Raw genomic sequence first — 26,849 nt, 5'->3', positions numbered from 1 at the left:
GTCTACCCCGCCCAGAACAGGCCTTCGAAGAAGCCGATCAGCCCGCAGAGCAAGGATTGAACAGCATGGACGATGTTCTGAACCTCGCCCAGGTCAAGGCTGAACTGTCCTATCTCAATCGTCTGGACGAAATTCGCGAGACCAATGTGGCGAGTTTGAAGCGTCTGAAGGAAGCCCGTGACGCTCTGCTTGGCAGGGGAAATGAAGTCGCAGGGATTCAACCTCACGAAGGTTCTAGGGCCGCCGACGGTTGAGATGATCAACCGTTCGTCACATGCACGCCGGGCTTCTCGCCCGCGTTCCACTTGCCGCCGATCGCGCGCTCGATCTGCGCCGCCAGTTGCAACAGCAGCCCGTCATTGGCCTGTTTCGCAATCGCCTGGATGCCGAGCGGCAGGCCGTGCTCATGGGTGGCGAGCGGCAACGAGATCGCGGGGATGCCGCAGAGATTGGCAAGCGGCGTAAAGGCGAAATTGCGCCAGAGGTTGCCGAACCAGTCCAGCACGTCAGGATTTTCGCTGATCGTCAGATACTCCGTGGTGCCGACCTTCGGCGTCGGCAATGCCGTGATCGGCGTCAGGATGATGTCCCATTCCTCGAAGAACGCGCCGAAGCCGCGCGAGGTCGTGTTGAACGCCGCTTGCATCCGTGCTCGGTCGGCATAGCTGGTGTTGCGGCCATGCTCCCAGATCCGGATGTTGATGGGCTCGATCAGATCTTCCGGCGGCTTCTCCAGGCCACGCGCCGCCAGCATGTTGGAGATGACGACGGCGAAATTGCTGATGTAGCAGGTGGTCTGCGCCGCAAAGGCTTCGCGGTAGTCCAGCTCCGGCAATGCGTAGTCGACGTGATGGCCGAGACCTTCGAGGAAGCGCCCGACCCTCTGCAACTCGGCCGCGATATGCGGCGTCGCGCTATATTCACCCCATTGGTGCGACAGCGCGATTTTGAGCCGCGCCGGATCGCGCGCGATCATCCGCGTATAGGGCTCTGGCGGCGACCAGAACGGCATGAATTCGCCGGGCGCCGGACCGCGGCAGGCGTCGACGAAGGCCGCAGTGTCGCGCACCGTGCGCGACTGGCAGCCCTGGATCGAGACCAGGCCGCTGAGGTCGGACAGAAGCGGCGACAGCGAGAACACGCCGCGCGAGACCTTCAGCCCGATATTGCCGTTGACCCCCGCAGGGATTCGGATCGAGCCGCCGCCATCGGTGGCATGCGCGATCGGCACTGTGCCGGCGGCGACCATCGCGGCGCTGCCGGCCGACGAGCCGCAGGTGGTGTAGTCGGTATTCCAGGGATTGCGCGTGACATAGACGGCGGGATTGTCCGCCGAGCTGCAGACGCCGAATTCCGGCGTGGTGGTGCGCCCAATCAGGTTGAGCCCGGCGCCGCGCATCTTCTTCGTCATGAACGTGTCGGCCGTGGCGCGGTTACCGCGCATGTAGCGTGAGCCCATTTCCTGCAGGCGGCCCTTCAGCGTCGGGCCGAGGTCCTTCATCAGGAATGGAAGTCCGGCAAACGGGCCATCGAGATTGGTGCCGTCGGTGCCGGGGTCGGTGACCGCATCCTCGAAGATTTCGACGACGGCTGAAAGCGCGGGATCGACCTTGGCGATGCCGGCGGCCGCCTGTGCGGCCAGTTCCGCGGCCGTCAGTTCACCCTTCGCAACGCGCGTGGCGAGCGCCACGCCGTCGTGGTCAGCCCATTCATCCCAGCTCATCGGCAAGTTCATGCAATCGGTCCCTTTGACAAATAGCTCGGACCTTAAAACATGATCGGGGAACAGGCGGAACTGTTTTTCACCGGTCCGCAGACCTGGTTCATCGTGACATCAGTCGAGCGGCGACGTTTTTCAGGAACGGAAATCGATGCCGCGCACGATGATGCCGGGGGGAGTGCCTTCGAACTCCCGCGCCTGGAATTTGCGGGACGCGCACGCCTCGATCCGGTCCCGCAACCGCGCGAACTGCTCCTCGCGCCGGGCTGCCGGCGTCCGCGGCACGTGTTCCAGTTCATCCATCGCCGCAGCGCTGACGGCGCAGGGCACTTCCCTGCCGTCGTCCATCATGGAAAACAGCAGGACCATCCGGTCGTCGTCATAGCCCCGGATGTTGCCGCGCGCGAACGTCATCAGGCATTTCTCCCGGCGCGAAACGATCCTCTCATCCGGCCACCCTCTTTTTTACGACCGGCGGCGGATTGATTTCCAGGATCCTGCGCAGGCAATCCGCTTCGGTAGAATGCGGGCCCGAGACGAAGGTTCCGCTGACCTTGGTCGAGTACCAGCCGGACTCGACGCCGAGACGGAGCGATTCTTCCGTCATGACGTGACGTGGCGAGAGATTTTGCATCAAGTGCTTTCGATTTGCGCCGTTCGACCTTGGTCGGGACGGCTGGATGAAGGGGGCAGTTCTTTCAGGCCGGATATCGGCTTGTTCAGGTCTCTTCTTTCGAGAGTCGGGTAAGGTCCGCAAGCACCGCAGCCACGAGGTCGCGGTGATGGGTGTCGGTCGCCGGCAGGCCGGCGGAATACAGGTTGAGCACGTAACGCGCCTTGGCCACCGCTTCGGGCCACGAGGTAGCCGGCGCGCCGAGGATCTCGATTTCGACAGCGCCCTGCTTGTCACGCAACTGTTTTGCGTTGGCCTCGACGTCGGCGATCACGCGACGGATATCGGTCGCCTTCTGCGCCGCCATGCCGCGATGCTTGTCGAGCTCGATCGGGGTATCAGTCACGCGGCGCGCTCGCGTCGATGCGTTGGGCGTCGGACAGATCGATCGAACTGATCGAGATCATTTCCATCGCGGAACGTTGCGGCGGCGCGCCGGGCACCATGATCATGGTGGCGACCCGCCGAAAGCACGGAAACGAAAGGCCTTCGATCATCTCCTCGTCGGAGACGATTTCATAAGCCCCCGGTGCCAGCTGCCGGTCGATACCTTTGATGCGGAACGGGTGCCTGAAGTGAACCGTTTCCCGTCGCGTGCGCATGGTCATGCGGGCAGCCCAACGAAGCTGCGCACCAAGTCATGATGTTTTGCGGACATCGTCGCAACCTGCGCGCTTTTGCGTCAATTAGCTATCGTTTTCTCCACCGCCGGCCGTATTTGGTCGAATGAGGTGGCCAAAGCCTTGTATTCGCCGGTTCCGTAGCCACTTCGAGCTCTTAGCAGCCGGAAAGGCGTTTCGAGTGAAGCTTCGCGTCGGATTCGAAATGCTCTACGATTTTCCGCAGCCGACGCCTATGATCATGGTGCTGGGCACACACTTCACCCGCGCATCCGATGTCATCGTGCCGGACTTCCTCACTACCGATCCCGCGGTCGAGATCACGCCCTATCGCGACATGTTCGGCAATTGGTGCAGCCGCATGGTCGCGCCCGCCGGCCGCGTGCGCCTTGCCGGCGATGGCGTGGTGCGCGATAGCGGCCTTCCCGATCCGGTGTTTGCTTCGGCGTTTCAGCATGCGGTCGAGGATCTGCCCGCGGACACCCTGGTCTATCTGCTCGGCAGCCGCTATTGCGAGACCGACCGGCTTTCGGAAATCGCCTGGCAATTGTTCGGGAAGACGCCGCCAGGCTGGGCGCGGGTCCAGGCGATCTGCGATTTCGTGCACCGTCACATCGCGTTCGGATATGAGCACGCGCGCGCCAGCAAGACGGCGTGGGAGGCTTATGAGGAAGGCAAGGGCGTCTGCCGCGACTATGCCCATCTGGCCATCACGTTCTGCCGCTGCATGAACATTCCCGCGCGCTATTGCACCGGCTATCTCAGCGACATCGGCACGCCAAAACCCTGGGCCGTGGGCGATTTCGCCGGCTGGTTCGAAGCCTATATCGGCGGGCACTGGCGCACCTTCGATCCGCGCAACAATGTGCCGAGGATCGGCCGTGTGCTGATCGCGCAGGGCCGCGACGCCTCCGATGTGCCGATCACCCAGACCTTCGGGCCCAACACGTTGGCTGGCTTCAAGGTCTGGACTGACGAGGTTGCGTGACGAGGGAATCGTCCGGCGTCGATCTGCTTGATTTGAAACTGCGACCAATCGCGAAGGAACTCGGATGAAAACGACGCTCGCCGTGCTGGCCCTGTGCATGTGTACGACGGGTGCTCTTGCCGCAGTGCCCGAATGCCGCGTGATCGAAAACGCCAATGCGCGCCTGTCGTGCTACGACGCCGCGTACCCTCCGAAAATGCAAAAGTCCGGCGTCCCTGAACAAGATCCATCGCGAGCCGCCGACAAAGATCCATTCAGCACAGAAGACGCCAAGACCAGCGCCAAGCTGAAGAATATCTGCCGCGGTTGCTGAGACGGAGGCGCCCGGCCGGCCTTGCTCCGCCGGTCGATAACGGGCTAGCTCAACAAGGTGCGCACCTTCAGGGCGGCATCGTAGACCTGGACCTGGAGCATCGGATAGGCGGTCTTCAGCTTTCGGCCGGAGACTTCGGCAGCCTCGGCCGTGTCAAACTCCGACTTGAAATGGCCGTCGACGATCGTCGCGAACCCTTCGGTCGGGGGCCTGTCGGCCCGCACCGCCTTCTTCTTCGGCTCCGGCTCTTCAATGGAAAGCAGGGGTTTTTTCATCGTCATTCCTTTCGCGTTCACCGCGATTATTCGATCTGTGTGGAAGCCCGCTTCAAAAGCCGCTGGCGCAATGTGATGCGCGTCTCGGTCGCTGCGAGTTAGCATTGGGCAATAACTGCTGCATCGATCGGGAGGCCAAGAAGAGCTGGCACCATGATTGAGGGTACCCGCCACTGCTCGCAGAGCGAATGGTTGGCTGGTGGACATAATAACCACCCGTCGTGTGGCGGGAGCACACGACTCTCAGTCACCGAGAAGGGCGGCGATGTGTGCAGCAGACGCTCTTTTCGTCACGATGTCGAGGGAAATTCCCAAAGCGAAGGCAAGGGTCAGCGTTCATGCCGCATCTGATCCGATCGCGATAGCAGTGTGATGGTTGCTATTGGGTACGGCAGTATCCATATGAGCAACAGCGTACCCGGTTTCGCAACAAGGCGTGTCCGGCAGACGCAACGCTTAGCCACACAATCCTGCAGACGATATCGACCAACGGCATGTCGCTTCGGCGTGCGCGTTACGGGTCAGGAGACGCTATGTCCATCGAACACGCGTCCCTGCGGGCCGTGCGCAAGCCCTGGGGCGTCAGCGATCTCCAGCCCTGGAGCAGCATCGACGGTACTGGAGATGCGGTGGGAGAGCTCTGGTTCGAACGCGCCGACAGCAATGCGCCGTCGCCTGCCTTGCTTCTCAAACTGCTGTTCACCAGCGCGCCATTGTCGATCCAGGTCCATCCAGACGATACCTTTGCGCGCGCGATGGGGATGCCGAACGGCAAGAGCGAGGCGTGGTACATCATCTCGGCTGAGCCGGACGCGCAGATCGGCGTCGGTTTAAATCGACGGGTCACACCACAGGAATTGTACGCCGCGATCACGAATGGCTCGATCGTCGATCTGATTCAATGGCGTTCGGTTGAGAAAGGCGATGTCATCTTCATTCCGGCCGGCACCATCCATGCACTCGGCGCCGGTATCGTGCTCGCCGAGATTCAGCAGCGCAGTGATACGACATTTCGCCTGTTCGACTATGGCAGGCAGCGTGAACTGCACATCGACAATGGCGTGGCCGTTGCAAACGCCTGGCCGCTTCGGCCGCCACGTGATCCCGTCGGCCTCACGCCTGAGCGGACGGTTCTGGTCGCGAGCCAACATTTCGTGCTTGAGCGGCTTGAGCTGCCCGAGAATTCAAGCTGGGCGCTGACGGCCGATTCGGAAACCTGGGTTCTCGCGCTCGATGGCCATGCGGCGATCGGATTGGCTGCACTGTCCATCGGGCAGGCGGTCTTCGTTGGCGGCGGTCGCGTCAGCATCGAAGTCGGTGCCAACGGGTTGAGCGCCCTGGTCGCGTATCCGGCAAGCAGTCCGATCGGCTCGCTTTTGCACAGGCTTTCCGGGCAATCGACCAGACCTGCTCAGCTCGCCGCCGCCGAGCTTACGAAACTCGCTGGCCTCGCCGAGGCACACACATGACGCCGCTCCGCAAGATCGCGGTGATCGGCAATTCGTTGCCTCGCCGCTGCGGTATCGCAACATTTTCGACCGACCTGCAACGCGCGATCTCGAATTCCCGGCCAAGCCTGCAAACCTGCATCGTGGCGATGACCGACCATGATCAGGTCTATGACTATCCTGCGTCGGTCGCTTTGCAGATCAAGGACGGCAGCATCGAGGAGTATGTCGGCGCCGCGGCGTTTCTCAACGCCGGCCGGTTCGACATCGTCTGTCTGCAGCACGAGTTCGGAATTTTCGGCGGCGAAGCCGGGGCTCATATCCTGGAACTGCTGTCACGCCTGACCATGCCGGTCGTCACGACGCTGCACACGGTGCTGGCGGCGCCGTCGGCGGGTCAGCGCGCGGTGATGGAGCGCATCGTCGAGATGTCCTCGAAGGTCATCGTGATGGCCAGCAAGGGCCGTGAACTGCTGCGCAACGTCTATCGCGTGCCGGATGACAAGATCGAGGTCATCGCCCACGGCATCCCCGACTTTCCGTTTGTCGCGCCGGATGTGGCAAAGGTCAAACTCGGATTCAGCAACCGGTCGGTGATTCTGACGTTCGGCCTGCTGTCCCCCAGCAAGGGCATCGAGGTCATGATCGACGCCATGCCCTCGATCCTGCAAAGGCGGCCGGACGCAGTCTATGTGGTACTCGGTGCGACACATCCCAATCTGGTTCGCGATCAGGGCGAGGCCTATCGCGGCAGCCTGATGGCGCGCGTGCGCAAACTTGGCGTCGAGGATCACGTCGTATTCCTGGACCAGTTCGTGGACCAGGCCACGCTGCTTGAATTCATTTCAATGTGCGACGTCTACGTCACGCCCTACCTCAACGAGGCGCAGATGACGTCGGGCACGCTGGCCTACAGCTTCGGTCTCGGTAAGCCGGTGGTCTCGACGCCGTACTGGCATGCGCGCGAACTGCTGGCCGACGGCCGCGGCGTTCTGGTTTCCTTTGGCGACCCGATAGAGACCGGCAACGAAATAGCGTCATTGCTGACTGATGGACCTCGCCGTCAGGCGATGCGCGAGCGCGCCTACGCCGCCAGCCGGTCGATGACATGGGCGCGCACGGCCGAGCGCTACATGACCGCTTTCGAAAACGCGCGGCATGGCCACCGGCTGAAGGTGATCGCGCGCGCCGCGCCGGACGCGATCGCGCCGCATGGCCCCGCGGTGCCCGATATGCAATTGGGCCATTTCCTGTCGATGTGCGACGATACCGGCCTGTTCCAGCACGCCGTGCATTCGGTGCCGGATCGCGCGCACGGTTACTGCGTGGACGACAACGCCCGCGCGTTGTTGTTGGCTTGCGCGCTCAATGAACCGGGCGAGCATCCGCTTTCGGAAAGCCAGACCGGCCGCTTTGCCGCCTTTGTGCAGCATGCGTGGAATCCCGATACCAGACGCTTTCGCAACTTCATGGGTTTCAACCGGACCTGGCTCGAAGATGAAGGCTCCGAGGACAGTCACGGGCGAACCCTGTGGGCCTTGGGTGAATGCGCGCGGAAGGATGCCAGCCGGTCACGGCGTCGATGGGCGGCAGCCTTGTTTGCCGAAGCCCTGTCGACCGCCGCGGCCTTTCGCTCGCCTCGCGCGATGGCTTTCACGCTGCTCGGTCTGGACGCCTATTGCGCCGCAGTTCCGGATGATCAGCGCGCCCGTGAGATCAGGCATTCTCTTGCCGACACGCTGGTGTCCGCCCTCGCTCTGGTTGAGACACCAGACTGGGTGTGGTTCGAGGAAGGTCTGGCATACGACAATGCGCGCCTGCCGCAGGCCCTGATTGCGACCGGCCTCGCAACGCAAACGTCCGCCTATGTCGATGCCGGCTTGAGATCCTTGCGCTGGTTGATGACGCTGCAAACGACGTCGACCGGGCATTTCCGCCCGGTGGGTACGATGAGCTTCGGCGAACTTCGAAAGCCTCCCGGGGCCTTCGATCAGCAACCGGTGGAAGCCACCGCAACGATTGCGGCGTGCCTGACCGCGTGGCGCGCGGACGGCGATGCCGAATGGAAGGCCATCGCGGCCGGGGTTTTCTTCTGGTTCTTCGGCGGCAACGACCTCTCGGTTCCGCTCGTCGATTCCGAGACCGGCAGTTGTCGCGATGGATTGCATCCCGATCGCGCCAATGAAAATCGCGGCGGCGAGTCGGTGGTGTCCTATCTGCTGGCGCTGGCCGAGATGCGCCAGCTTGCGCGCGCCAATATTAACCCGACCAACCCCGTGGCGCTTCGCGCCATCGGCGCTTGAGTTAAGCGTCCACTCACGCAAATACGAACAGAGGACATTTTGTTGCAAGCCACTTTTGTCAATCGACGTGCGCTCTATCTGCGGCCCGATCCTGCGCGTGTGATCGTGCGCCCGTTCAAGCCTGCGACTGAGCCACGCGATCTCAATCCGACCGACAAGACGCGCGCCAATCATATTGTCGAGCGCGTTCTCAATCTCGATTCCCAGGCCGCGGCCAGCCAACTGGCCGATGTGCTGGAGAATTTCCAGGGCCGGCACCGCAACCTGCTGGAGACGTTTGAGCGCCGGGCCGACGAAATGGAAGAGGCGCTGCTGGCGCACTGCACATTTTCCGAAGTGCAACGCCAGCTGATCGGCGCCTACTTCCTGCACGAATATTCCTTCGAAGCGTCGGCACTGTTCAATCCAAGCATCGTGCCGCACCCCGACCAGTCGGGAATTGCCAAGGGCAGCCTGCGCTTCATTCTGAGCCTGCGCGCCGTCGGCGAAGGGCACGTATCGTCGCTGACGTTTCGTGCCGGCGTCATCGCGGCGGACGGCAGCATCAGGGTCGATCCGACGGCCCGGCTCGCCACCAGTCCCCGCATCACGCATCGGACCGCCGGACCGGTCGGCGACGAAGTCGAAGTCGCGTTCGAGCCGGCGCCGGACATCAGCGAACGCGTGATCTTTCCGGTGACGGAATCGCAATCGAACGGCATCGAAGACGCGCGCTTCGTCCAATTCAGCGATGGCGGCCGGACGACCTATTACGCCACCTATACCGCCTACAGGGGCACTGCGATCCGATCGGAGCTGATCCAGACCTCCGACTTCCTTTCGTTTCGGATGACGCCGCTGCACGGAGCCGCCGCGCGCAACAAGGGCATGGCGCTGTTCCCGCGCAAAATCGACGGCAGGTACGCCATGATCGCGCGACAGGACAACGAGAACCTTTATCTGATCTATTCCGACGATCTCTACGGATGGGAAGGCGGTCAGGCGATTCTGAAGCCGCAATTTCCCTGGGAGTTCGTGCAGATCGGCAACTGCGGATCACCGGTCGAACTGGCGGAGGGCTGGCTGATGTTGACGCACGGTGTCGGCCCGGTTCGAAAATATTCGATCGGCGCGGCACTGCTCGACAAACGCGATCCCTCGAAGGTGCTGGCGCGTTCGAGCGAACCATTGTTGCGGCCCGAACCATCCGAACGCGAGGGCTACGTTCCCAACGTGGTCTATACCTGCGGGGCGATGGCGCACAAAGATCAGCTCATTTTGCCCTACGCCGTATCGGATACGTACTCCAATTTTGCAACGATTCAGATTTCCGCGTTGTTGCGATCGATGTCCTGAGCCGGAAATCGCTGTGCGGCCTGCATCCTCAAAGGAGAGCGCTATGGCTCGCGAAACAAGCTACTTTGTTCAGGCCTTCGATGCCGGCCGGGGAGGAAACCTGAAGGCGGGCGCTCCGATCGCCTGCAAGACGGCAAGCGGCGCGCTTCGCACCGCGGAGCGGCTGGCCTTGAGCAAGCTTGGAGTTGTGGCCTTCTCATCCACCGGCGATCCCGAGATCGGCGACTATGATGACGAGCCGACGGTCATCTTCCGCAAGGGAGAGCTGCCATCGGCCTTCGATTGAGACAGGCCCGGCCACTTTCCGCGCATCGGACCCGCTTTCGGACCGAACATTTCGATCTGCTTCGGGTTGGAGGTGGCGGGATTGCGTCAGCGATCCTTCCGTAGTCGCGACGGAGGTTGGGATAGGTCAAGTTCGAGCATTGCCGCCAGAAGGGCGCTCGCGACTGTCTCCGAGGCGTTTTAGCTCTCGCTATTCCCCCCACGCGAGCTTAGGGTCGATTATCACCGCGTTTCCCATGGCGTCTACGGTGACAGGAACACCGCCGCGACGGATGGAACGTCCCAATTTTGCTTGACGGACTGGATCGGCCCGCGGTTTCCTCCTTTATTGGTGCTGGCGGTGGCATTCCTGCAACTTGAAGGATAGCGGGGCGCCCTCAAGAGGCCCGGGAGGCAAGGCGTGAGCGTCAGGGCCTTCAAGACCGCCGATGAGCTCCAGGACATGATTGTCGAGCAGGCAAGGGTCCTCCATGGTCCCTGGCCTTCCGGAATGACGATGTTCGTGTTCGATGATGCTTACGGATGGAGCGCGAGCATCAGCCGGCCAATGTCGGAGGCGGACAATTTCTATCGCACCCGCACGCTCGATCTGATCAGGACGTTGAAGGTCCGATATGACCTGGACGCGCCTCGCCTCTAATCGACGAGTCTGTGTTAGTTTTGGCGTCACCATCAACTTAGGGGAGATCGACATGGCCAAAGGCGAGCAACGAAGCAACCGGGAATCCAAGAAACCCAAGAAAGAGAAGATCAAGGTGATTGCCGCAGCCCCTAGTCAGAAGACCGGCGGCTGGCAGCCGACCTTGGGCACCGGCAAGAAGAAATAGTGTTTGGTGCCGGCTGGCTGGGACGGCCGCACGTTGCATGGTCTATCTAAGCTGGGCTGATCGACGGCCGCTGACAGCATCAGACTTTGATGAGGCGCACCTTGGTGCCCCAGGGATCTGACGTCTCGATGCCGTTTTCGATCGCCACGGCCGGCGCGCTCGCCTGCCGCAGGCGTAGCGTTTGGGCCTGAAGAATCTCCTCCGCCGCGATCTCAAGCGAAAACCACGCAAGCCCGGTGGCTGCCTCGTCCCGCGGGCCGGCGCCGGCGCTCTGCCAGATGTTGAGACCGAGGTGATGGTGATAGCGTCCCGAGGAAAGGAACGCGGCGCCGCTGCGCTTGCGGGTCGGATCGAAGCCGATGGCGCCGCCATAGAAGCGGTCGGCCTGTTCGAGGTCGCCGACGCGCAGGTGCATGTGGCCGATGCGCAGATCATCGGGAGCCTTGGCATAGTTGGTCGTATGCGTGTCCGTCAGCGCCAGCAGGCCGTCAATGTCGAGCTGGTCGGTTGCCATCGCAACCGAGCCGCCATCCCATTTCCAGGTTTCGGGTGCGCGGTCGGCATAGACCTCGATACCGTTGCCTTCGGGGTCGTCGAGGTAAACGGATTCGCTGACGAGGTGATCGGCGAAGCCGGACAGCGGGATCTTGTTGGCGGCCGCGTGCACCAGCCAGCGCGCGAGGTCCTGGCGCGTCGGCATCAGGAATGCGGTGTGATAGAGCCCTGCCGCGTTGCGCGCCTCGCGCGCCGCGCCCTCGCGCCGTTGCAGATGGAGCAGCGCCACGCCGCCCGTGCCGAGCAGCGCGCCCATCATCGAGCGCGCCATGACGGTCAGGCCAATCGCGTCGCGATAGTAATCGGCGACCTTGTCGAGGTCTCGCACCCGCAGGTTCACCATGCCGATCCGCATCGGCGTCCGGTTGGCAAAGGTCGGCCCGCTGCCTGCCATACCTTCTGCCTGCGCTGCGACGACGGCTGCTGCCGTCAGCGATGAGGCGCCGGCGAGGTGAAGCAGCGTGCGGCGGGTCAGGTCGATGGTCATGAAAGCTCCCTTTGACGACCGGTTAAGGACGCAAATCTTGCGTCGATCTGATCGCTTGCCATAGTCCCAACATACGGCCTGACCGCCGGTTGTCGCAATGTCGCGATGACCATCCCGGAACCATCGTTGCGGCGGGACGTTTGCCCCTCGCAAGCCATTTCAACGTTTGGAGATCACCATGATGCGCGTCGCGGCAGCGATCGTCGCCGGGCTGTTGAGCGTGAGCGCCGCAGCCGCCCAGTCCACCGCGACATCGGACGCGAAGCCGGAGACGGCTTGCACGACGTCACCGGCGGCAACAACGGGAAGCGGCGAGGAGAAGACCGCGAATTCGATGTCCGTCGAAAAGAGCGCGATACTGCCGGAAGCCGGCGGCGCAAATTCCGCCGCGCCGACGGTGCAGAGCGGCGGCAAGCCGCTGAAGGTGTCTCCCGATTGCCCGCCGGACTCGAAGCCCAAGTGAAGTGAAGCTCAGGTGCCAACGCCTGACGCCGTTTCGAACGATGTCGGTGCCGCAGTTCGTTCATCCATTGACCATCTCAGGCCGGGCTTGCTGGGGACCTCCGAGCAGCTTGATATTGAGCTTGCCGCTTGCAAACAGCATGTCATCGAGCGCTTCGCCGAGATCGGCTGACCCGATTGTCGCGCCGCCATCGCGGCCGATACCGGCTTGTGCGGTGCGCCGCATCAACTCCTTGATGAAGGCGGCGCTGACGCCTCTGGTCCGCCGGACGGCCTCGTCGATCAGGGATTCGTCGAGCCGCAGACCCTTGCCGTAGAGCTTAATCAGCTTCCTTCGGCCGGTATCATCCGGCAGCGGAATTTCAATCGCCTGATCGACCCGGCCAGGTCGGTCGGCCAGTGCGCCCTCGAGTTGTTCGGGCCGGTTGGTCGTCAGGACAAACAGAATGTCCGCATCCTCTTTCAATCCGTCCATCTCGTTGAGAAGCATGTTGAGCATGGACTCTTCGCAAGGCCCCATCATCTCGCGGTCGGTTGCGATGAGATCGACGTCCTCGATGACCACCATCGCCGGCTGCAGCAGGCGAGCGAGGTTTGTGTAGGCTCTGAGCAACTCAACCTGCGCGGCCGTGATGATCAACGTCGTGTGCCCGGGCAGGTTGCTGGCGAGGTAGCGAATGGTATGGGTCTTTCCGGTGCCGGGCGGTCCGTAGAGCAGGATTCCCTTGCGGGTCGATTGACCGAGCTGGCGCAGCTTTGCGCGATGCTGCACGAAGTTCAGGATGTTGCGGTCGAGCAGCTTCAGTGTGGCGTCGGGCAGAATTACGTTGGCGCGTTCGACTGGCGGCAGCTTGTGAACCGTCAGGCCTCGCGACCATCCGCGATAATTCGTATCGCCGTCGAACGACAGGATCTTGCCCCGGTAGCAATTCGCGGCGTTGACGGCGTCCTCGATGTCGGCAAAGCTGCGTCTGACAAACTCCGCGCTTGCCGCTCCGGCGGCCAGCGTGATTTCAATGCGAACGCCTGCTTCCGCGCCATGTTCGCGATGCGTGGAAAGCAAGACCGTGTAGCGCATGTCGTCGGCGATACACAGCCATAATCCATTGTCGAGGCATTTGACCGGTTCGGCTTCGCCGACATCCACATCATGATATTGCGCCGGCGCAATGGCATGCGCGGCCTGTCCAGCACTCGTGAGCAAGGCGAAGGTGAGTGTTTCGTAGCGTTGGCGCTCCTGAATGCCGAAGAAGCGGATGGGCCGATCGGAAAATAGCTTGTCCACGGCAGCCTGAACGTCGGCGCGCATGTGGCCGGGAAACTGTCGCGATGTTGAGACCAGCCGATCGTAAGGGGTGCCGGCGAAATGCCAATCGATGGCTGTGCTGGCAAAGTTAAACCGCTTTGTTTCCGTGATCGCGCCGAGCTCCTCTGCAGTTGCCAACATACAGTCGTCGCACATCAACGCAGCCTTATTGATCAAACGAAGTGGAGTTGCGGAAAAATTGCCGCAGAGCTTGCAGCGATCGCTGTCTACGTCGTCACCGGCCTGGGCCGTCATCGGCAGTTGATGGCCCGATTCGCGAATGCGCTCCTGCGCAGCATGAAACAGCGCTTCGGCCACTGCGCGCGGATACGTGCCGCAAACCGCCTTTCCTTGCTTTTTGATGCTGACGATCATCTCAAAGGCGTCGGCCGGCGACTGACTGAATACCGAGCGGAGCAAGCCAATTACAAAATTCTGCGGAGTGTTTTTGTCGTCATGAAGAATGAGTTGAACGTAGCCGGGTTGAACGCGGTCCATCGAAAACTCCCATAATGAGCGTTTGCAGCCTGCCTGATCGAATAGAACAAATCAAGAACAATTTCAAGATAGCTCGCCGAGGTTGTTTTGTTCGAGGAGGCCGGCCATCTTTCGCGATGGTTAGGACCTCTTGTTTGATGGGTCGAACCGAGAGATTTCGCTGCGCGATCTGTGCATCAGTCTGCTCATCCGATCCCACTGAAGAGCGGGATACAATCAATGCGAGCGCGGCCGCATCGCGCAGACAACCATCGCCGCAGCGAGATGTTCGAGCCTTTCAATTTTGCGATAGAAGCCATGTCCACATTCAAATTCCTTGAATTCCCGACGCGATCTATTCTGCCTGCAACTTAAGTCAGAAATTGCAGAGGAAACGGAGCCCGATGGCGGAAGCAGCAAAATCACGGAGCGAGGCGGCGCCGGCCCTGCCGACGTGGCCGGACGAAATCTACTGCGTGCTCAAGGACGCCGGCATTCGCCAGATCGCGATGGTGCCGGACGCCGGCCACAGCCGCCTGATCCGTTCCTTCGAGGCCGATCCGGAGACGCGCGTCGTGACGCTCACGACAGAGGAAGAGGGCGTGGCGATGTTGGCCGGCGCCTGGCTCGGCGGCGAGCGCGGTGTGCTGCTGCTGCAGTCGAGCGGCGTCGGCAACTGCATCAACATGCTGTCGCTGCCGGTGATCTGTCACATGCCGCTGTTGATGATCGTCACCATGCGCGGCGATTGGGGCGAGTTCAATCCATGGCAGATCCCGATGGGGCAGGGCACGCGGCCCTCGCTGGAAGCGATGGGCGTGATCGTGAACAAGGTGGACGATCCCGATCTGGTCGCCGCCACCGTTCAGGGCGCGGCGCACCTCGCCTTCAACACCTGGAAGCCGGTCGCGGTCCTGCTCGGACAGCGCGTGCTCGGCGCCAAGAACTTCAAGGAGCTTGCCCGAAAATGACCAATCCGAACGCACTGCTGAATCGCCGCGATGTCGTCAACGAACTCGTGCGCGACCGTGCCGATCTCCTGGTCATCGCCGGCCTCGGCGCGCCGAACTGGGATGTCTCGGCCGCCGGCGATCATCCCAATAATTTTCCGCTCTGGGGCGCGATGGGTGGCGCCTCGATGATCGGGCTCGGGCTGGCGCTGGCGCAGCCGAAGCGCAAGGTGATGGTCATCACCGGTGACGGCGAGATGCTGATGAATGTCGGCTCGCTGGCGCCCATCGCGGTGGAAGCGCCGAAGAATCTGACGATCGCGGTCCTCGACAATGAGCGTTTTGGCGAAACCGGCATGCAGAAAACGCCGACGGCTTCCGGCGTCGACCTTGCCGCGATTGCCACAGCCTGCGGCATCCGCACCTCGCGCATCGTCCGCACGATGGCCGAAGTCACCGAACTGCGCGACCTCGCGCATGGGGGGCGGGGAACGGCCTTCGCCCAGATCAAGATCAGTCCCGAAGCGCTGGCGTTCGTGATGCCGCCGGCGGATGGCGTCATCCTGACGACGCGCTTCCGGCAATCGGTGCTGGGAGACGAGGCGCTGTTCAATTAAGGGATGCAGCTACGCCGTCATGTTGATCTTCCACAGCCCTTCCTTGGAGAGCTGCTGGATCTCGGACACGATCAGCGTCCCAATCGTCGTCGTCGCGATCGACGGCGGATGGGCGATCGGCGATGCCAGAATCAGTTCGCGCGACACCGAGGGGCTGACGGCCGCCATCTCCAGCCGTTTCGCTGCCACTTCGGTGCGGATCGCGGAAGGTGGCAGCAGCGTGTAGCCGAGCCCTTCCTCCATCAGGCTGATCTGCGCGCGATAGGAATCGACCTCGATCATCGCGTCGAGCTTCAATTTCTCGCGCGCCAGCGCCTTCTCCAAGAGTGCCCGCAGGCCGTGCGAGATGCTCGGCAGGATCAGCTTCTGCTTCGCCAGCCATTTGAGATCGACCTGTTTCCGCTTGCTGAGACCTGAGCCCGGCGGCCCGACGGCGACGATATCCTCGCGGCCGATCGACTGGACCTGAAGATGCAGATCGACCGCAGGGCCGTAGATGATCGCGAGATCCATTTCGCCGCGGTGCAGCCACTCGACCAGATGGCCGCCATAGCTCTCCACGATGCGCAGCGAGACGTCGGGAAATTCGTTGATGACACGGCGGGCGAACCGTCCGGACAGCACCGCGCTGACTGTCGGCACCAGCCCGAGGATGACGCGGCCCGACGGATTGCCGTTGGCGGACTTCAGATCGTCGCTGACCTGCTCAATCTGGCGGATCAGGCCGGTGGTGCGGTCGAGCAGCATCCGGCCGGCGCTGGTCAAGAGCATGCCGCGGCCATTGCGCACGAAAAGCTCGACGCGAAGCTCGTGCTCGAGCAGCTTGATGTGCCGGCTCAGCGCCGGCTGGGCGGCACGCAGCCGGTCCGCCGCCTTGCTGAGGCTGCCGAGTTCCGCGACGGCGCGGAAGGTGCGCAATTGTTTGAGGTCCATCGGATGCCTAAATACTCATGCAGCGAGCATCATACGCGGTTTCGGACAAGCCCGTGCAATAGATCAATGCTCCCATGACATGAGAGTTAATGGCGATGCCGGGCGTGACGGGCCGCGCGCGATGCTGCTAGTGATGGAAATACGATCCACACCTGGAATTCCCGATACATGACCTTGCCGTCCGTTACCCCGTCCGAAGTCCGCACCGCGCTGCTGCTGCGCCAGGAAATCGCGCTGCTCGATGTCAGGCACGAGGCCGCGTTCGCCACCGGCCATCCCCTGTTCGCCGCCAACATGGCGGCCGCCCGGATCGAGCTGGAGGCCGAAGCGCGGCTGCCGCGCAAGGATGCGCCGATCGTAATCTATGATGACGGCGAGGGGCTCGTGCGACAGGCCGCGGACCGGCTCACGGCGCTGGGCTACAGCAACGTCCGCCAGCTCGACGGCGGGCTGCGGGGCTGGAAGTCCGCCGGCTACGAACTGTTCCAGGACGTCAATTCCTATGCGAAGGCCTTTGGCGAACTGGTGGAACATCGCCGCCACACACCTTCGCTGGCCGCCGAGGAAGTCAGCGCCATGATCGCTGACGGCGCCAACATTCAAATCCTCGATGTTCGCCGGTTCGACGAATACGCGACCATGAATATCCCGGGCTCGATCAGCGTGCCCGGCGCGGAGCTGGTGCTGCGCGCCGGCCGGGCCGCGCCGGATTCCGAGACCACCATCATCGTCAATTGCGCCGGCCGTACCCGCTCGATCATCGGCACCCAGTCGCTGATCAATGCCGGCGTCACCAACAAGGTGCGGGCGCTGCGCAACGGCACCATCGGCTGGACCTTGGCCAAGCAGAATCTCGACCATGGCTCCAACAAGCGCGGCGAGATCGGTGCCATCGCAGGCGGCGAAGCGAATGCGCGCGACGTCGCCTATCGCGCCGGTGTCAGGCACATTGGCTTTGCGGAGATGGCGGCGCTGCAGGCGCAGGCCGATCGCACGCTGTACCGCTTCGACGTCCGCTCGGAGGAGGAATACACGGCTGGCCATCTCACAGGCTTCCGCCATTATCCCGGCGGGCAACTGGTGCAGGAGATCGACATGGCGGCTCCGGTGCGCGGCGCGCGCATCGTGCTGACCGACAATTTGAAAGTCCGCGCCGATATGACCGCGTCCTGGCTCGCGCAGATGGGATGGGAAACCTGTGTGCTCGGAGGCGGCTACGACGGCACACTCGAGATCGGCCTGCCGCTTGTGATCCCAAAGCCCGATCCGTCACACCGCTACCGCCGTCCCTATGAGGGCACCGACATCAAGGAAAGCGCGATGCAGGCCTATCTCGACTGGGAATACGGCCTCGTCGAACAGCTCCGCCGCGACGCCACGCACGGATTCTTCGTGATCTGAGCTTGCGCCAACCCTAGAAGTCGCCGCATGACAAGGTGTCGTCCCTGCGAACGCAGGGACCCATACCGCGTCGTGCTCTCGGTGGAAACGCGATGGCTGACAACTTGCAAAACAATTGCCGCCGCGGCGTATGGGTCCCTGCGTTCGCAGGGACGACGAGAGAGGGCGGAAGCGATACCCGCCGCTATTCGTCGCCGCCCACCATGCTCGCCAGCTTCTCCGCCGCATAATTTTCGCCGATCGACATCGCGCAGATCCGCGAAATCTGCACATAAGCGAGCCCGCTTTCGTCCGCCCATGCATTGAACTGCGCCTGCACCTTGGCGAGATCGCGCTTGGAGGTGACGGTCTCGGCGATGTCGAGCCCGGCATCGCGGAGGCACAGCACGACGTCCCTGGAGGTGACAAATCCGTCCCAGCCGAGGAAGCGAAGCATCATCTGCCCGGTGTTGCCGCCGAGCCGGCTGCCGCGCTTGGCCAGCAGTTCAAGCAGGCCGGTCTCCTCTGATGAGGGCCAGTTCGCGAGGAACTTGCCGAAACTGCCATGCTCCCTGGCGATGTCGCGGACGAAGCTGGCATTGGCGCGCACCGACATGATCTTGGCGCCGTTGCGGACGATGCGCGTGTCCTTCATCAGATCGTCCCAGAATTCGTCCGGCTTTAGCGACAGCGGCCCCGGTTTGAAGCCGACAAACGCCTTCTCAAAGCCCGGCCATTTGTTCTCGATCACGCTCCAGGCAAAGCCTGCGCAAAACACCCGCTTGGTCATTTCCGCGAGAATCCGGTCATCGCCGAGCCGGGCGAGTGCTTTCGGGTCGGGCTTGGCCGGCAGCAGCCTGGCGAGCGCCTTGGGCCCGCCCTTGCGCTTCTCGGCCCGGGCGCGAATGGTTTTGAACGCGGTCACGGTGTGTGGCCCCCTTGAACGACGGCTGATGCGAAAAATAGACGTAAAACGCCTCAAAACCGCAGTGTAGCCGATCATTCCCTGATTCCCAGCGTCGCTGCATGCCGCGTGAAAGGTTAACCGTCGCAGAAGTGATCGGCCGATCTGCAAAGAATGGATGGCGTATTGGCCGGTTTTCGCCTAAAGCACCTGCAACCTCAGTAAAATCGGTCAGGCCGTAGGGCTGCGCTTTCGTGAAACGCGCAGCTTCGAGCCATTTTCGGTTCGAGGCGGTATTCAACATTTCCGGCTGATAGAGCCAACCTAAGGTCTGACATCTCGTGACATTATTGCCCACCCATCCGCCGCTCGCCCGAGCTTTGGCGGAACGCAACTTCGATCGGCTGACGCAGGTCCAGACCGCGGTGCTGGCCGACGATGCCGCCGGCCGTGACCTGCTGGTTTCGGCGCAGACCGGCTCCGGCAAAACGGTCGCCTATGGCCTGGCGCTTGCGAACAACCTGCTGGATGGCGCCGAGCGGTTCGAGCGCGCCGCGGCTCCGCTTGCGCTGATCGTCGCGCCGACGCGCGAGCTCGCGCTTCAGGTGCATCGCGAGCTCGCCTGGCTCTATCAATATGCCGATGCGCGCGTGGTCTCCTGCGTCGGCGGCATGGATCCGCGCCGCGAGCAGCGTGAGCTCGCCGCGGGCGCCCACATCGTGGTCGGCACGCCCGGCCGGCTCTGCGACCATCTGCGGCGCGGCCGGCTCGACGTTTCGGAACTGACGGCGATCGTGCTCGACGAGGCCGACGAGATGCTCGATCTCGGCTTTCGCGAGGACATGGAATTCATCCTGCAAGCCACGCCGGAAGATCGCCGCACACTATTGTTTTCGGCGACCCTGCCGCGCGGCATCATCGCGCTGGCGAAGGAATACCAGCAGCAGGCCTTTCGTGTCGAAGTCGCGGGCGACGAGGGCGGCCACGCCGACATCGAGTATCGCGCGATCCGGATCGCGGCCGGTGATGTCGAGCATGCCGTCGTCAATATTCTGCGATTCTACGAATCGCCGAGCGCGCTGGTGTTTTGCAACACGCGGGAAGCCGTCCGGCATCTGCAGGCGACGCTGCTGGAGCGCGGCTTCTCCGTGGTCGCGCTGTCGGGCGAACTGACCCAGAACGAACGAACCCAGGCACTGCAGGCGTTGCGGGATGGCCGCGCCCGCGTCTGTGTGGCGACCGACGTCGCCGCGCGCGGCATCGATCTGCCGAACCTCGACCTCGTCATTCACGCCGACATTCCGAACGATCCGGAAGTCATGCAGCATCGCTCCGGCCGTACCGGCCGCGCGGGCCGCAAGGGTGTCAGCATCATTTTGGTGCCGCCGGCGCGCAGGCGGCGCGCCGAGGTGCTGCTGAACCTGGCCGGCATCGACACGGTCTGGGGCACGGCGCCCCAGCCTGACGAAATCCGCAAGCTCGATCAGGAGCGCATGCTGAAAGATGCCCTGTTGACGGAAGAGACGACGCCTGAGGATCTGGCGCTGGCGCAGGCCTTGCTCGCCGAGCGCTCGGCGGAGGACATCGCCGCGGCGCTGGCGCGGCTTTATCGCGCGCGGCTGCCGTCGCCGGAGGACATTCTCGATCCCGGGCAGGGCAGTGGCCGGTCCCGCGAGGATCGCGGCCGGGAAAGGGAAGGCCGCTCGCCGCGCGGCGACGATCGCAGCACTGCGCCACGACCGAAGAAGGGGAAGTCACCGGCGCGTCACGGCATGGGCGAAGGCAGCGTCTGGTTCAGCGCCTCCATCGGCAGCCGGAAGAACGCGGAGGCGCGCTGGCTGTTGCCGATGATCTGTCGACGCGGCGGCATCGACAAGTCCGATATCGGTGCCATCCGCATCATGGACACCACCACCGAATTCGAGATTTCCGCCCGTGCCGCGGAATCCTTTGCCGTCAAGATCCGCCGTCCTGACAAGGAAGACAATATCCGCATCGAGGCGATGAAAGATGCGCCGCGCGGGGAGGTCCGCGAGAAGGAATGGACGCCAAAGCCGCACGGCAAAAACGCAAGGACCTCCGACAAGCCGGCGTTTGACAAGAAGCCAGGTTACGATACCAAAAGGCGGGATCGGGGCGAGCCGGCGCACGCGGGAAAGCCGCGCCATGAAACTGGAGCGTCCGCAAAGCCCGCGTTCGGCAAGAAGAAAAAGAAGAAGTTTCGCGGTTAGCCGGCGGGATCTCCATCCAGAGCCGCTGCCGCCGATCTGACGGAGGCGCGTCATGGATGCCAGCTTCAAGTGGAACACGGGTTCACGCGGCGCCCGCGTGATCGACCGCCGCTCTGTTCTCGCGCTTTTTGCAACTATGCTGATGCCCTCTCTGGTCAGCGCCGCCCAGTACCCGTCCCGGCCGATCAAGATCATCGTGCCGTTCGGACCGGGAGGGTCGGGCGACATCACGGCGCGCCTGATAGGCAAGCAGATCGAGGAGAAAACCAAACAGGCGGTCGTCATCGACAACCGGCCCGGCGCCAACGGCATCATCGGCACTATGGCGGTGAAGATCGCCGAGCCCGATGGCCATACGGTGCTGCTGATCACCACCAGCACCCACGCCGCCAATGTCAGCCTCGTGCGCAATTTGTCCTACGATCCTGCCACGGACTTCACCGTGGTCGGCATGTTCCGTTCCAGCGGCAGCTACCTGATGGTGCGGCCGCAGGCGTCGTGGTCCGACCTTGCCGGCTTCATCGCCGCCGCCAAGGCCGCGCCCGGCAAACTCACCTTCGGCTATTTTAATGCCTCCTCGCGCACGCCGCCGGAGTATCTCGGCAAGCTCGCCGGGGTCGAGCTGCAGGGCGTGCCCTATCGCGCCATCGCAAATGCGGTGGCGGATCTGATCGGCGGTGAAATTGATTGCCTGTTCATGGATACGACTGCCTCCAATCAGTATCTGCAGAACGGCCAGCTCCGTCCGTTGGCGATTACGCGGTTGAAGCGCGCGCCGGCCACGCCCGATGTGCCGGCCATCGCGGAGACGTTTCCGGGCTTCGAGCTCACCGGCTTCCTCGGCATGGCCGTCCCGTCGGCCACGCCTCGCGATATTGTCGAGCGATTGAATGGACTGATCAACGAGGCTCTGGCCGCGGCTGAGGTGCGAAGGCGGATGGACGAGTTCGGCTTGTCCTGGGACATTACGGACCTTGCCGCCTGTGACGCTGAGGTGCGGGCGGAGCGCGAGCGCTGGACCGAATATACGCGCGTTGCTGGCATTCAGCCCGAGTAATGCATTGAAGCGAGGACGATCATGAGCGTCTACATTATCGCGCAACTGAAGTTCACCCGCCGCGAACTCTACGACCGATACCAGGCGCGCTTCATGGGCGTGTTCAAGAAGTTCAGGGGCAAGCTGCTGGTGGCGGACGCGCATCCGGTAGTGCTGGAAGGCGAATGGCCGCGCGACAAGGTCGTGGTCATGGAATTTCCGGATGACGCCGCGGCGCAAGAATTCCAGAATTCGCCGGAGTATCAGGAGATATCCGTCGACCGCAAGGCGGGCGCCGACGCCATCGTGCTCACGGTGAGGGGCCTTTCCTGAACCAGCCGGGCGGGCACGACTTCATATCTCCGTGAATTGCGGGCGAAGCTGCGCCCGGGTTTGGCCTGGAGCATTGTAGCAATGATGGTCGCCATATAAAAGGCTCTGCTGGGTTTAATCGTTGCAGGGAGCGGCTTCTATGGGAACGGCAATCGTCATCGGTGTTGGGCCGGATCAAGGCCTTGGCGCGCAGCTCTGTAAACGCTTTGCGGCTGAGGGTCTCAATGTTCTCGTCGCCGGCCGGACCAAGGCGGCGCTCGATGCCGTCGTGGCCGATATCGTCGCCGCGGGTGGGCGTGCAGTTTCCGTGGTCGCGGACGCGACCAGCGAAGCTGATATTGTCGCGCTGTTCGACCAGGCAGGCAGCGACCTCGAACTGGCGATCTACAACGCGGGCAACAATACGCCAGGCAAGATCATCGATATGGAGGCCGGCTATTTCGAGCAGAGCTGGCGCGTCGTATGCTTTGGCGGCTTCCTGTTCGGGCGCGAAGCCGTCCGCCGCATGGTTCCGAAAGGCGCAGGCACGCTGTTGTTCACGGGTGCGAGCGCGTCGCTCAGGGGACGTTCGGGCTACGGCGCGTTCAATTCGTCCAAGGCTGGGCTACGCACGTTGGCGCAGGCGATGGCAAAGGAGTACGCAGGTGACGGCATCCATGTCGGCCACGTGGTGGTCGACGGTGCGATCGGCGGTGAAAAGATAAGAACGCGTTTCCCTGACGCGGCCAGCCGCGAGGATCGACTGATCAGCATCGAGGGCATCGTCGACGGCTTCGTCTTTCTTTACAAACAGCCACGTCGGGCCTGGTCCTTCGAGCTCGACGTACGAACCTCGCACGAGAATTGGTAAATCCCGCCAGATATTTCGGAAGGGTTCAGCGCCTGAGATGGCGGACCAGCGCGCCGGCCGCGTCGAAGCGCTGAGTTGATATGCGCAGCCACGGCAAAAGCCGCGGTTTGTGTGCGGATGACGTCGGCGCGTCTCTTCTCAAGCGCTTCTCAAGGGTTCGTCAAGCCTCCTCACGTCCATTTGTTTCGCGCGGTACAGCTCCTGTGAACTATCTCACAGCGCTTCCTCGCGGCTGCTGACATTTTGCCCGCGCAAACACACAGCAACCCGCGGGGCATCAGCGATGCGTACCTCCTCCCAAGGCGAGCCCAGGCCGCGCGCGAAGCGCAAGGGCTTCTTTATGCGCCTGCTCGAATCGCTTCACCGTTCGCGGCGTCGCGACGCGATACGGGTGCTGCGCCGTTACCGGCATTTGATTGCCGGGCAGGCTCAGATCCGTCCGGCCAGCCTTGTGCCGGAATCCCGACAAACCGAACAAACCGAAAAGAGCAGCCGAAATGCCCACGGAAATAACGCGCTCGCCAGCGCCATCCGCCGAGCGCGTCAGAACGCCAGGAATGAATTCGCGTGACGTAAAGCCCCTCAGCATCACTGCACTCTCCATCATCGCCATCCTCGTACTGGTCCTCCATGTCGCAGGCGGCGCCGTGCTCGGTCACCCGCAGGCGCATGCTTCGGTTGTTGTGCAGGACGAAGAAGCGAAGTGCCCGGCGGATGCAACGCCGCCGGCGCCGTCACTGCCGTTTGACTGACCCACTTCCGAGGGGCGAAGCATATGCCGGATCTGGCAACCAATATTCTATTGAGCGTTGCCGTGTTCGCCGGTGCCTTTGTCTCGAGCCTTGCCGGCTTTGCATTCTCCGCTGTCGCGGGTGCGATCCTGCTGCGCATTTTTCAGCCGATGGAGGCGGTGCCGCTGATGATGGCCTGCAGCATCGGCGTGCAGGCCGCGAATTTGTGGGCGCTGCGCCGGAACATTCAGTGGGAAGGCAGCCTGCTTCTGGTTGTTGGCGGCGCGCTTGGCATTCCGATTGCAATCTATCTGCTGCAGAACGCGGATACGCACATCCTTCGGGTTGGCTTCGGGATCATCGTCGCCTTCTATGCCGGCTACATGCTGTTCCGGCCGACGCTGGCACGGGGCACCGCAACAACCAGCCGGCGGCTCACGGCGCTGGTCGGATTCGGCGGCGGCCTGGTCGGCGGTCTGACGGCGATGCCCGGCGCCATTCCGACCATCTGGTGCGACATGCGCGGCCTGCCGAAGAGCGACCAGCGCGGGCTGGTGCAGCCGTTCATCGCCATCATGCAGGTGCTGGCGCTGGCGCTATTGCTTGAGCGCCAAAGCCTGTCTCCCAGGCTCGTGATCGACATCGCCATCAGCCTGCCGGCGCTGCTTGCGGGTTCCGTGCTCGGCATTGTTGCATTCCGGAACATCAACGAGGTCGGGTTTCGAAGAACGATTCTTGTGCTATTGCTGATCTCGGGCGCCTCGCTCGCCTTGGCCTGATTCTGGTGGGCCGAGCTTCGGGGCCGCGATATCCATTTGGCCAAAGAGAATCATGACCGCACATCAGCGCAACGTTTCCGCCTCGATCGATCCCGTAAAACTTGACCGCCTCGCCGAAGTCGCGGTCAAGGTCGGCTTGCGTCTGCAGCCGGGACAGGACCTGCTCTTGACCGCGCCCTCGGTGGCGCTGCCGCTGGTGCGCCGGATTGCCGAACATGCTTATAAGGCCGGCGCGGGAATCGTGACCCCGTTCCTGTCGGATGAGGAGATCACGCTGGCGCGCTATCGCCACGGCCACAACGAGAGTTTCGACCGCGCCGCCGGCTGGCTCTGTGAGGGGATGGCGAAGGCGTTCACCGCCAACACCGCGCGGCTGGCCATCGTCGGCGACAACCCGATGCTGCTGTCGGGCGAGGACCCAACCAAGGTGGCACGCGCCAGCAAGGCCAATTCGATCGCCTATCAGCCGGCGCTGGAGAAGATCGTCAATTTCGACACCAACTGGAACATCATCGCCTATCCGAGCCCGTCCTGGGCGAAGCAGGTTTTTCCTGATGTTCCGGAGGACGTCGCGGTAGCAAAACTGGCGGATGCGATCTTTGCAGCCTCGCGCGTCGATCAGGATGGCGCGGTGGCGGCGTGGGAGAAGCACAATGCCGTGCTGCGCGAGCGGACCGACTGGCTGAACGGCCAGCGTTTTCACGCGCTGAAATATTCAGGCCCCGGAACCGATCTGACCATTGGTCTTGCCGACGGCCACGAATGGGAAGGCGGCGCCTCGACCGCCAGGAACGGCATCACCTGCAATGCCAATATCCCGACCGAGGAAGTCTTCACCACGCCGCATTGCCGGCGCGTCAGCGGCCACGTCGTCTCTTCAAAGCCGCTGTCCTATCAGGGCACGCTGATCGACAACATCGCGGTCAGGTTCGAGGAAGGCCGCATCGTCGAGGCAAAAGCCTCGCGCGGCGAGGAGGTGCTGAAGAAGGTGCTCGACACCGATGAGGGTGCGGCGCGTCTCGGCGAAGTGGCGCTGGTGCCGCATTCCTCGCCGATCTCCAAGAGCGGGCTGTTGTTCTTCAACACCCTGTTCGACGAGAACGCCGCCTCGCATATTGCGCTCGGTCAGTGCTACTCGAAATGCTTCGTCGGCGGCGACAAGCTGACCCCGGCGCAGATCGCGGCGCAAGGCGGCAACAAGAGCCTCATTCACATCGACTGGATGATTGGTTCGGCCGAGACCGACATCGACGGCGTTCACACCGACGGTAGCCACGTGCCGGTATTCCGCAAGGGCGAGTGGGCGTGAGACGATCTCAGGCCGGTGGCGCCGGATAGCGGCTGATCGCGCGAATGTGCGCGCGGCACTCAGCCGCGGGCGAAAGCGGCAGATAGGCGGTTGTGTGAGAAGTGTTTCACACGCGACCACGTCCCCTCGCGATATGTTTCCCTGGCAATTTCAAGTTGTCGGATTCATTCGCGAGGAGGTTGATATGCTTCAGACCCTTACCAGTGACGCAACATTCGGACCCGGGCCCACATTCAACACGGATGTCGGCTTCGATATTGCGCTTAGCCCGGACAAGAAAGCCTTCACGGCCCTGTTTGGCGGCCTCGAGGCCATCATCGACGGCAACTCCGCGCCGCCGATCGTGACACGCGTCTTTTCCTTCTCCATCCCGCTGAAAGACACCAAGCCCGGGCAGGAAATTCCGTTCTTCGTTTCGGGCTTTGCCACTGCTCAAAAGGGCGCGAATGCTCACCTGATATTCACCGTCAACGACCAGTCGATGGTTGCCTACCTGCCGGGCGAGTCGCAGGAGGGCTTCGTCCATCAGCTCAACTACAAGGCCACGGACGCGACGGAGGCCAAGGTTACCGTTTTCCTGCTCGCAAACCGGGATTCGAAATCGGACGCGGCTGTCCATCTGAATGTCACGGCGATCGACACCGACATCACCAAGCACTGATCGGCTGCAGCCTGCAGCGACGCGCCGTACAGGCGCCCATCGGCCGGATGCCGCGGCGACG

The 26,849-nt window shown here is 62.8% G+C and carries 32 protein-coding genes and 1 pseudogene; 22 read left to right on the top strand and 11 right to left on the bottom strand.

Annotated features, from left to right (window positions below; genetic code table 11):
* Window positions 1-65 precede the first annotated feature (65 nt).
* Complete coding sequence (locus ACPPVP_RS40505; RefSeq protein ID WP_426529306.1) at window positions 66-254, top strand: hypothetical protein; 189 nt, start codon at window positions 66-68, stop codon at window positions 252-254.
* Window positions 255-259: 5 nt separating this feature from the next.
* Here ACPPVP_RS40505 and ACPPVP_RS40500 read toward each other — a convergent pair whose 3' ends face one another.
* From ACPPVP_RS40500 to ACPPVP_RS40480, 5 genes are all read right to left on the bottom strand, one after another.
* The gene (locus ACPPVP_RS40500; protein ID WP_426529304.1) at window positions 260-1,735 is read right to left on the bottom strand and encodes an amidase; all 1,476 of its coding nucleotides are present in this window, start codon (window positions 1,733-1,735) and stop codon (window positions 260-262) included.
* Window positions 1,736-1,855: 120 nt separating this feature from the next.
* Window positions 1,856-2,134 (bottom strand): DUF1488 domain-containing protein, encoded by a 279-nt coding sequence (locus ACPPVP_RS40495; protein WP_426529302.1) that lies wholly within the window; start codon window positions 2,132-2,134, stop codon window positions 1,856-1,858.
* Between the two features lie 31 nt (window positions 2,135-2,165).
* Window positions 2,166-2,354, bottom strand: coding sequence for a hypothetical protein (locus ACPPVP_RS40490; RefSeq protein ID WP_426529300.1), 189 nt, complete (start codon window positions 2,352-2,354; stop codon window positions 2,166-2,168).
* Between the two features lie 85 nt (window positions 2,355-2,439).
* Window positions 2,440-2,739 carry a hypothetical protein gene (locus tag ACPPVP_RS40485; protein WP_426529298.1) on the bottom strand — a complete coding sequence of 100 codons (300 nt, stop codon included), beginning with the start codon at window positions 2,737-2,739 and terminating at the stop codon, window positions 2,440-2,442.
* Window positions 2,732-3,001, bottom strand: coding sequence for a hypothetical protein (locus ACPPVP_RS40480; protein WP_426529296.1), 270 nt, complete (start codon window positions 2,999-3,001; stop codon window positions 2,732-2,734). The genes ACPPVP_RS40485 and ACPPVP_RS40480 overlap by 8 nt, the downstream gene beginning before the upstream one ends.
* A 193-nt stretch (window positions 3,002-3,194) precedes the next feature.
* On the opposite strand from ACPPVP_RS40480, the gene ACPPVP_RS40475 reads away from it, so the two are divergent.
* On the top strand, window positions 3,195-4,001 hold the full coding sequence (locus ACPPVP_RS40475) for a transglutaminase-like domain-containing protein (protein WP_426529294.1): 807 nt from the start codon (window positions 3,195-3,197) through the stop codon (window positions 3,999-4,001).
* Between the two features lie 64 nt (window positions 4,002-4,065).
* On the top strand, window positions 4,066-4,314 hold the full coding sequence (locus ACPPVP_RS40470) for a hypothetical protein (protein WP_426529292.1): 249 nt from the start codon (window positions 4,066-4,068) through the stop codon (window positions 4,312-4,314).
* 44 nt (window positions 4,315-4,358) lie between these two features.
* On the opposite strand, the gene ACPPVP_RS40465 is transcribed toward ACPPVP_RS40470, so the two are convergent.
* Window positions 4,359-4,589 (bottom strand): hypothetical protein, encoded by a 231-nt coding sequence (locus ACPPVP_RS40465; RefSeq protein ID WP_426529290.1) that lies wholly within the window; start codon window positions 4,587-4,589, stop codon window positions 4,359-4,361.
* A gap of 533 nt (window positions 4,590-5,122) precedes the next feature.
* On the opposite strand from ACPPVP_RS40465, the gene ACPPVP_RS40460 reads away from it, so the two are divergent.
* The 6 genes from ACPPVP_RS40460 (at window position 5,123) to ACPPVP_RS40435 (ending at window position 10,787) form a co-directional block, all read left to right on the top strand.
* Window positions 5,123-6,058 (top strand): class I mannose-6-phosphate isomerase, encoded by a 936-nt coding sequence (locus ACPPVP_RS40460; protein WP_426529288.1) that lies wholly within the window; start codon window positions 5,123-5,125, stop codon window positions 6,056-6,058.
* The gene (locus tag ACPPVP_RS40455) at window positions 6,055-8,340 is read left to right on the top strand and encodes a glycosyltransferase family 4 protein (protein ID WP_426529286.1); all 2,286 of its coding nucleotides are present in this window, start codon (window positions 6,055-6,057) and stop codon (window positions 8,338-8,340) included. The genes ACPPVP_RS40460 and ACPPVP_RS40455 overlap by 4 nt, the downstream gene beginning before the upstream one ends.
* A gap of 39 nt (window positions 8,341-8,379) precedes the next feature.
* Entirely contained in the window at window positions 8,380-9,675 is a 1,296-nt protein-coding gene (locus ACPPVP_RS40450) for a glycoside hydrolase family 130 protein (RefSeq protein WP_426529284.1), read from the top strand.
* A gap of 43 nt (window positions 9,676-9,718) precedes the next feature.
* Complete coding sequence (locus ACPPVP_RS40445) at window positions 9,719-9,961, top strand: hypothetical protein (RefSeq protein ID WP_426529282.1); 243 nt, start codon at window positions 9,719-9,721, stop codon at window positions 9,959-9,961.
* Between the two features lie 399 nt (window positions 9,962-10,360).
* Window positions 10,361-10,600 carry a hypothetical protein gene (locus ACPPVP_RS40440; RefSeq protein WP_426529281.1) on the top strand — a complete coding sequence of 80 codons (240 nt, stop codon included), beginning with the start codon at window positions 10,361-10,363 and terminating at the stop codon, window positions 10,598-10,600.
* A 52-nt stretch (window positions 10,601-10,652) separates the two neighbouring features.
* Window positions 10,653-10,787: a hypothetical protein gene (locus ACPPVP_RS40435; RefSeq protein WP_426529279.1), complete on the top strand. Its 135-nt coding sequence runs from the start codon at window positions 10,653-10,655 to the stop codon at window positions 10,785-10,787.
* 79 nt (window positions 10,788-10,866) lie between these two features.
* Here the strand turns inward: ACPPVP_RS40435 and ACPPVP_RS40430 are convergent, their stop codons facing one another.
* Window positions 10,867-11,829 (bottom strand): VOC family protein, encoded by a 963-nt coding sequence (locus ACPPVP_RS40430; RefSeq protein ID WP_426529277.1) that lies wholly within the window; start codon window positions 11,827-11,829, stop codon window positions 10,867-10,869.
* Between the two features lie 178 nt (window positions 11,830-12,007).
* Between ACPPVP_RS40430 and ACPPVP_RS40425 the strand changes: the two genes are divergently transcribed.
* Window positions 12,008-12,292: a hypothetical protein gene (locus ACPPVP_RS40425; RefSeq protein WP_426529275.1), complete on the top strand. Its 285-nt coding sequence runs from the start codon at window positions 12,008-12,010 to the stop codon at window positions 12,290-12,292.
* A gap of 60 nt (window positions 12,293-12,352) precedes the next feature.
* Here the strand turns inward: ACPPVP_RS40425 and ACPPVP_RS40420 are convergent, their stop codons facing one another.
* Both ACPPVP_RS40420 and ACPPVP_RS40415 read right to left on the bottom strand, forming a co-directional pair.
* Window positions 12,353-13,600, bottom strand: a complete 1,248-nt coding sequence (locus ACPPVP_RS40420; RefSeq protein WP_426538322.1) for an AAA family ATPase — start codon at window positions 13,598-13,600, stop codon at window positions 12,353-12,355.
* Between the two features lie 309 nt (window positions 13,601-13,909).
* A pseudogene (locus ACPPVP_RS40415) lies at window positions 13,910-14,095 on the bottom strand (ATP-dependent Clp protease adaptor ClpS); the annotation flags it as partial.
* A 383-nt stretch (window positions 14,096-14,478) separates the two neighbouring features.
* On the opposite strand from ACPPVP_RS40415, the gene ACPPVP_RS40410 reads away from it, so the two are divergent.
* Both ACPPVP_RS40410 and ACPPVP_RS40405 read left to right on the top strand, forming a co-directional pair.
* Window positions 14,479-15,045: a thiamine pyrophosphate-binding protein gene (locus tag ACPPVP_RS40410; protein WP_426529273.1), complete on the top strand. Its 567-nt coding sequence runs from the start codon at window positions 14,479-14,481 to the stop codon at window positions 15,043-15,045.
* Window positions 15,042-15,641, top strand: a complete 600-nt coding sequence (locus ACPPVP_RS40405) for a thiamine pyrophosphate-dependent enzyme (protein WP_426529271.1) — start codon at window positions 15,042-15,044, stop codon at window positions 15,639-15,641. The genes ACPPVP_RS40410 and ACPPVP_RS40405 overlap by 4 nt, the downstream gene beginning before the upstream one ends.
* Before the next feature lie 9 nt (window positions 15,642-15,650).
* Here the strand turns inward: ACPPVP_RS40405 and ACPPVP_RS40400 are convergent, their stop codons facing one another.
* Entirely contained in the window at window positions 15,651-16,574 is a 924-nt protein-coding gene (locus tag ACPPVP_RS40400) for a LysR family transcriptional regulator (RefSeq protein WP_426529269.1), read from the bottom strand.
* A 168-nt stretch (window positions 16,575-16,742) separates the two neighbouring features.
* Here ACPPVP_RS40400 and ACPPVP_RS40395 point away from each other — a divergent pair, with 168 nt between their 5' ends.
* Entirely contained in the window at window positions 16,743-17,975 is a 1,233-nt protein-coding gene (locus ACPPVP_RS40395) for a rhodanese-like domain-containing protein (protein ID WP_426529267.1), read from the top strand.
* A 184-nt stretch (window positions 17,976-18,159) separates the two neighbouring features.
* On the opposite strand, the gene ACPPVP_RS40390 is transcribed toward ACPPVP_RS40395, so the two are convergent.
* Window positions 18,160-18,879 carry a DNA-3-methyladenine glycosylase I gene (locus ACPPVP_RS40390; protein ID WP_426529265.1) on the bottom strand — a complete coding sequence of 240 codons (720 nt, stop codon included), beginning with the start codon at window positions 18,877-18,879 and terminating at the stop codon, window positions 18,160-18,162.
* Between the two features lie 320 nt (window positions 18,880-19,199).
* On the opposite strand from ACPPVP_RS40390, the gene ACPPVP_RS40385 reads away from it, so the two are divergent.
* The 9 genes from ACPPVP_RS40385 to ACPPVP_RS40345 all read left to right on the top strand — a co-directional run bounded on the left by ACPPVP_RS40385 (window position 19,200) and on the right by ACPPVP_RS40345 (window position 26,788).
* A complete protein-coding gene (locus tag ACPPVP_RS40385; protein WP_426529263.1) occupies window positions 19,200-21,089 on the top strand; it encodes a DEAD/DEAH box helicase in 1,890 nt (629 codons plus the stop codon).
* Between the two features lie 52 nt (window positions 21,090-21,141).
* Entirely contained in the window at window positions 21,142-22,146 is a 1,005-nt protein-coding gene (locus tag ACPPVP_RS40380; RefSeq protein ID WP_426529261.1) for a Bug family tripartite tricarboxylate transporter substrate binding protein, read from the top strand.
* A 21-nt stretch (window positions 22,147-22,167) separates the two neighbouring features.
* Window positions 22,168-22,458, top strand: a complete 291-nt coding sequence (locus ACPPVP_RS40375) for a DUF1330 domain-containing protein (RefSeq protein ID WP_426529259.1) — start codon at window positions 22,168-22,170, stop codon at window positions 22,456-22,458.
* A gap of 139 nt (window positions 22,459-22,597) precedes the next feature.
* Window positions 22,598-23,308, top strand: coding sequence for an SDR family NAD(P)-dependent oxidoreductase (locus ACPPVP_RS40370; RefSeq protein ID WP_426529257.1), 711 nt, complete (start codon window positions 22,598-22,600; stop codon window positions 23,306-23,308).
* Window positions 23,309-23,591: 283 nt separating this feature from the next.
* Window positions 23,592-23,879 (top strand): hypothetical protein, encoded by a 288-nt coding sequence (locus ACPPVP_RS40365; protein ID WP_426529255.1) that lies wholly within the window; start codon window positions 23,592-23,594, stop codon window positions 23,877-23,879.
* Entirely contained in the window at window positions 23,866-24,060 is a 195-nt protein-coding gene (locus tag ACPPVP_RS40360) for a hypothetical protein (RefSeq protein ID WP_426529253.1), read from the top strand. Before ACPPVP_RS40365 ends, ACPPVP_RS40360 begins: the two co-directional genes overlap by 14 nt.
* A gap of 23 nt (window positions 24,061-24,083) precedes the next feature.
* Complete coding sequence (locus ACPPVP_RS40355) at window positions 24,084-24,818, top strand: sulfite exporter TauE/SafE family protein (protein ID WP_426529251.1); 735 nt, start codon at window positions 24,084-24,086, stop codon at window positions 24,816-24,818.
* 52 nt (window positions 24,819-24,870) lie between these two features.
* Window positions 24,871-26,127: an aminopeptidase gene (locus tag ACPPVP_RS40350; protein WP_426529249.1), complete on the top strand. Its 1,257-nt coding sequence runs from the start codon at window positions 24,871-24,873 to the stop codon at window positions 26,125-26,127.
* Window positions 26,128-26,311: 184 nt separating this feature from the next.
* Window positions 26,312-26,788 carry a hypothetical protein gene (locus ACPPVP_RS40345; protein WP_426529247.1) on the top strand — a complete coding sequence of 159 codons (477 nt, stop codon included), beginning with the start codon at window positions 26,312-26,314 and terminating at the stop codon, window positions 26,786-26,788.
* Window positions 26,789-26,849 lie beyond the last annotated feature (61 nt).

This window comes from Bradyrhizobium sp. McL0615, from assembly GCF_049993905.1.
Taxonomy (GTDB): domain Bacteria; phylum Pseudomonadota; class Alphaproteobacteria; order Rhizobiales; family Xanthobacteraceae; genus Bradyrhizobium.
The sequence above is the reverse complement of the archived record's forward strand: the minus strand, read 5'-3'. Positions and strand labels throughout refer to the sequence as shown.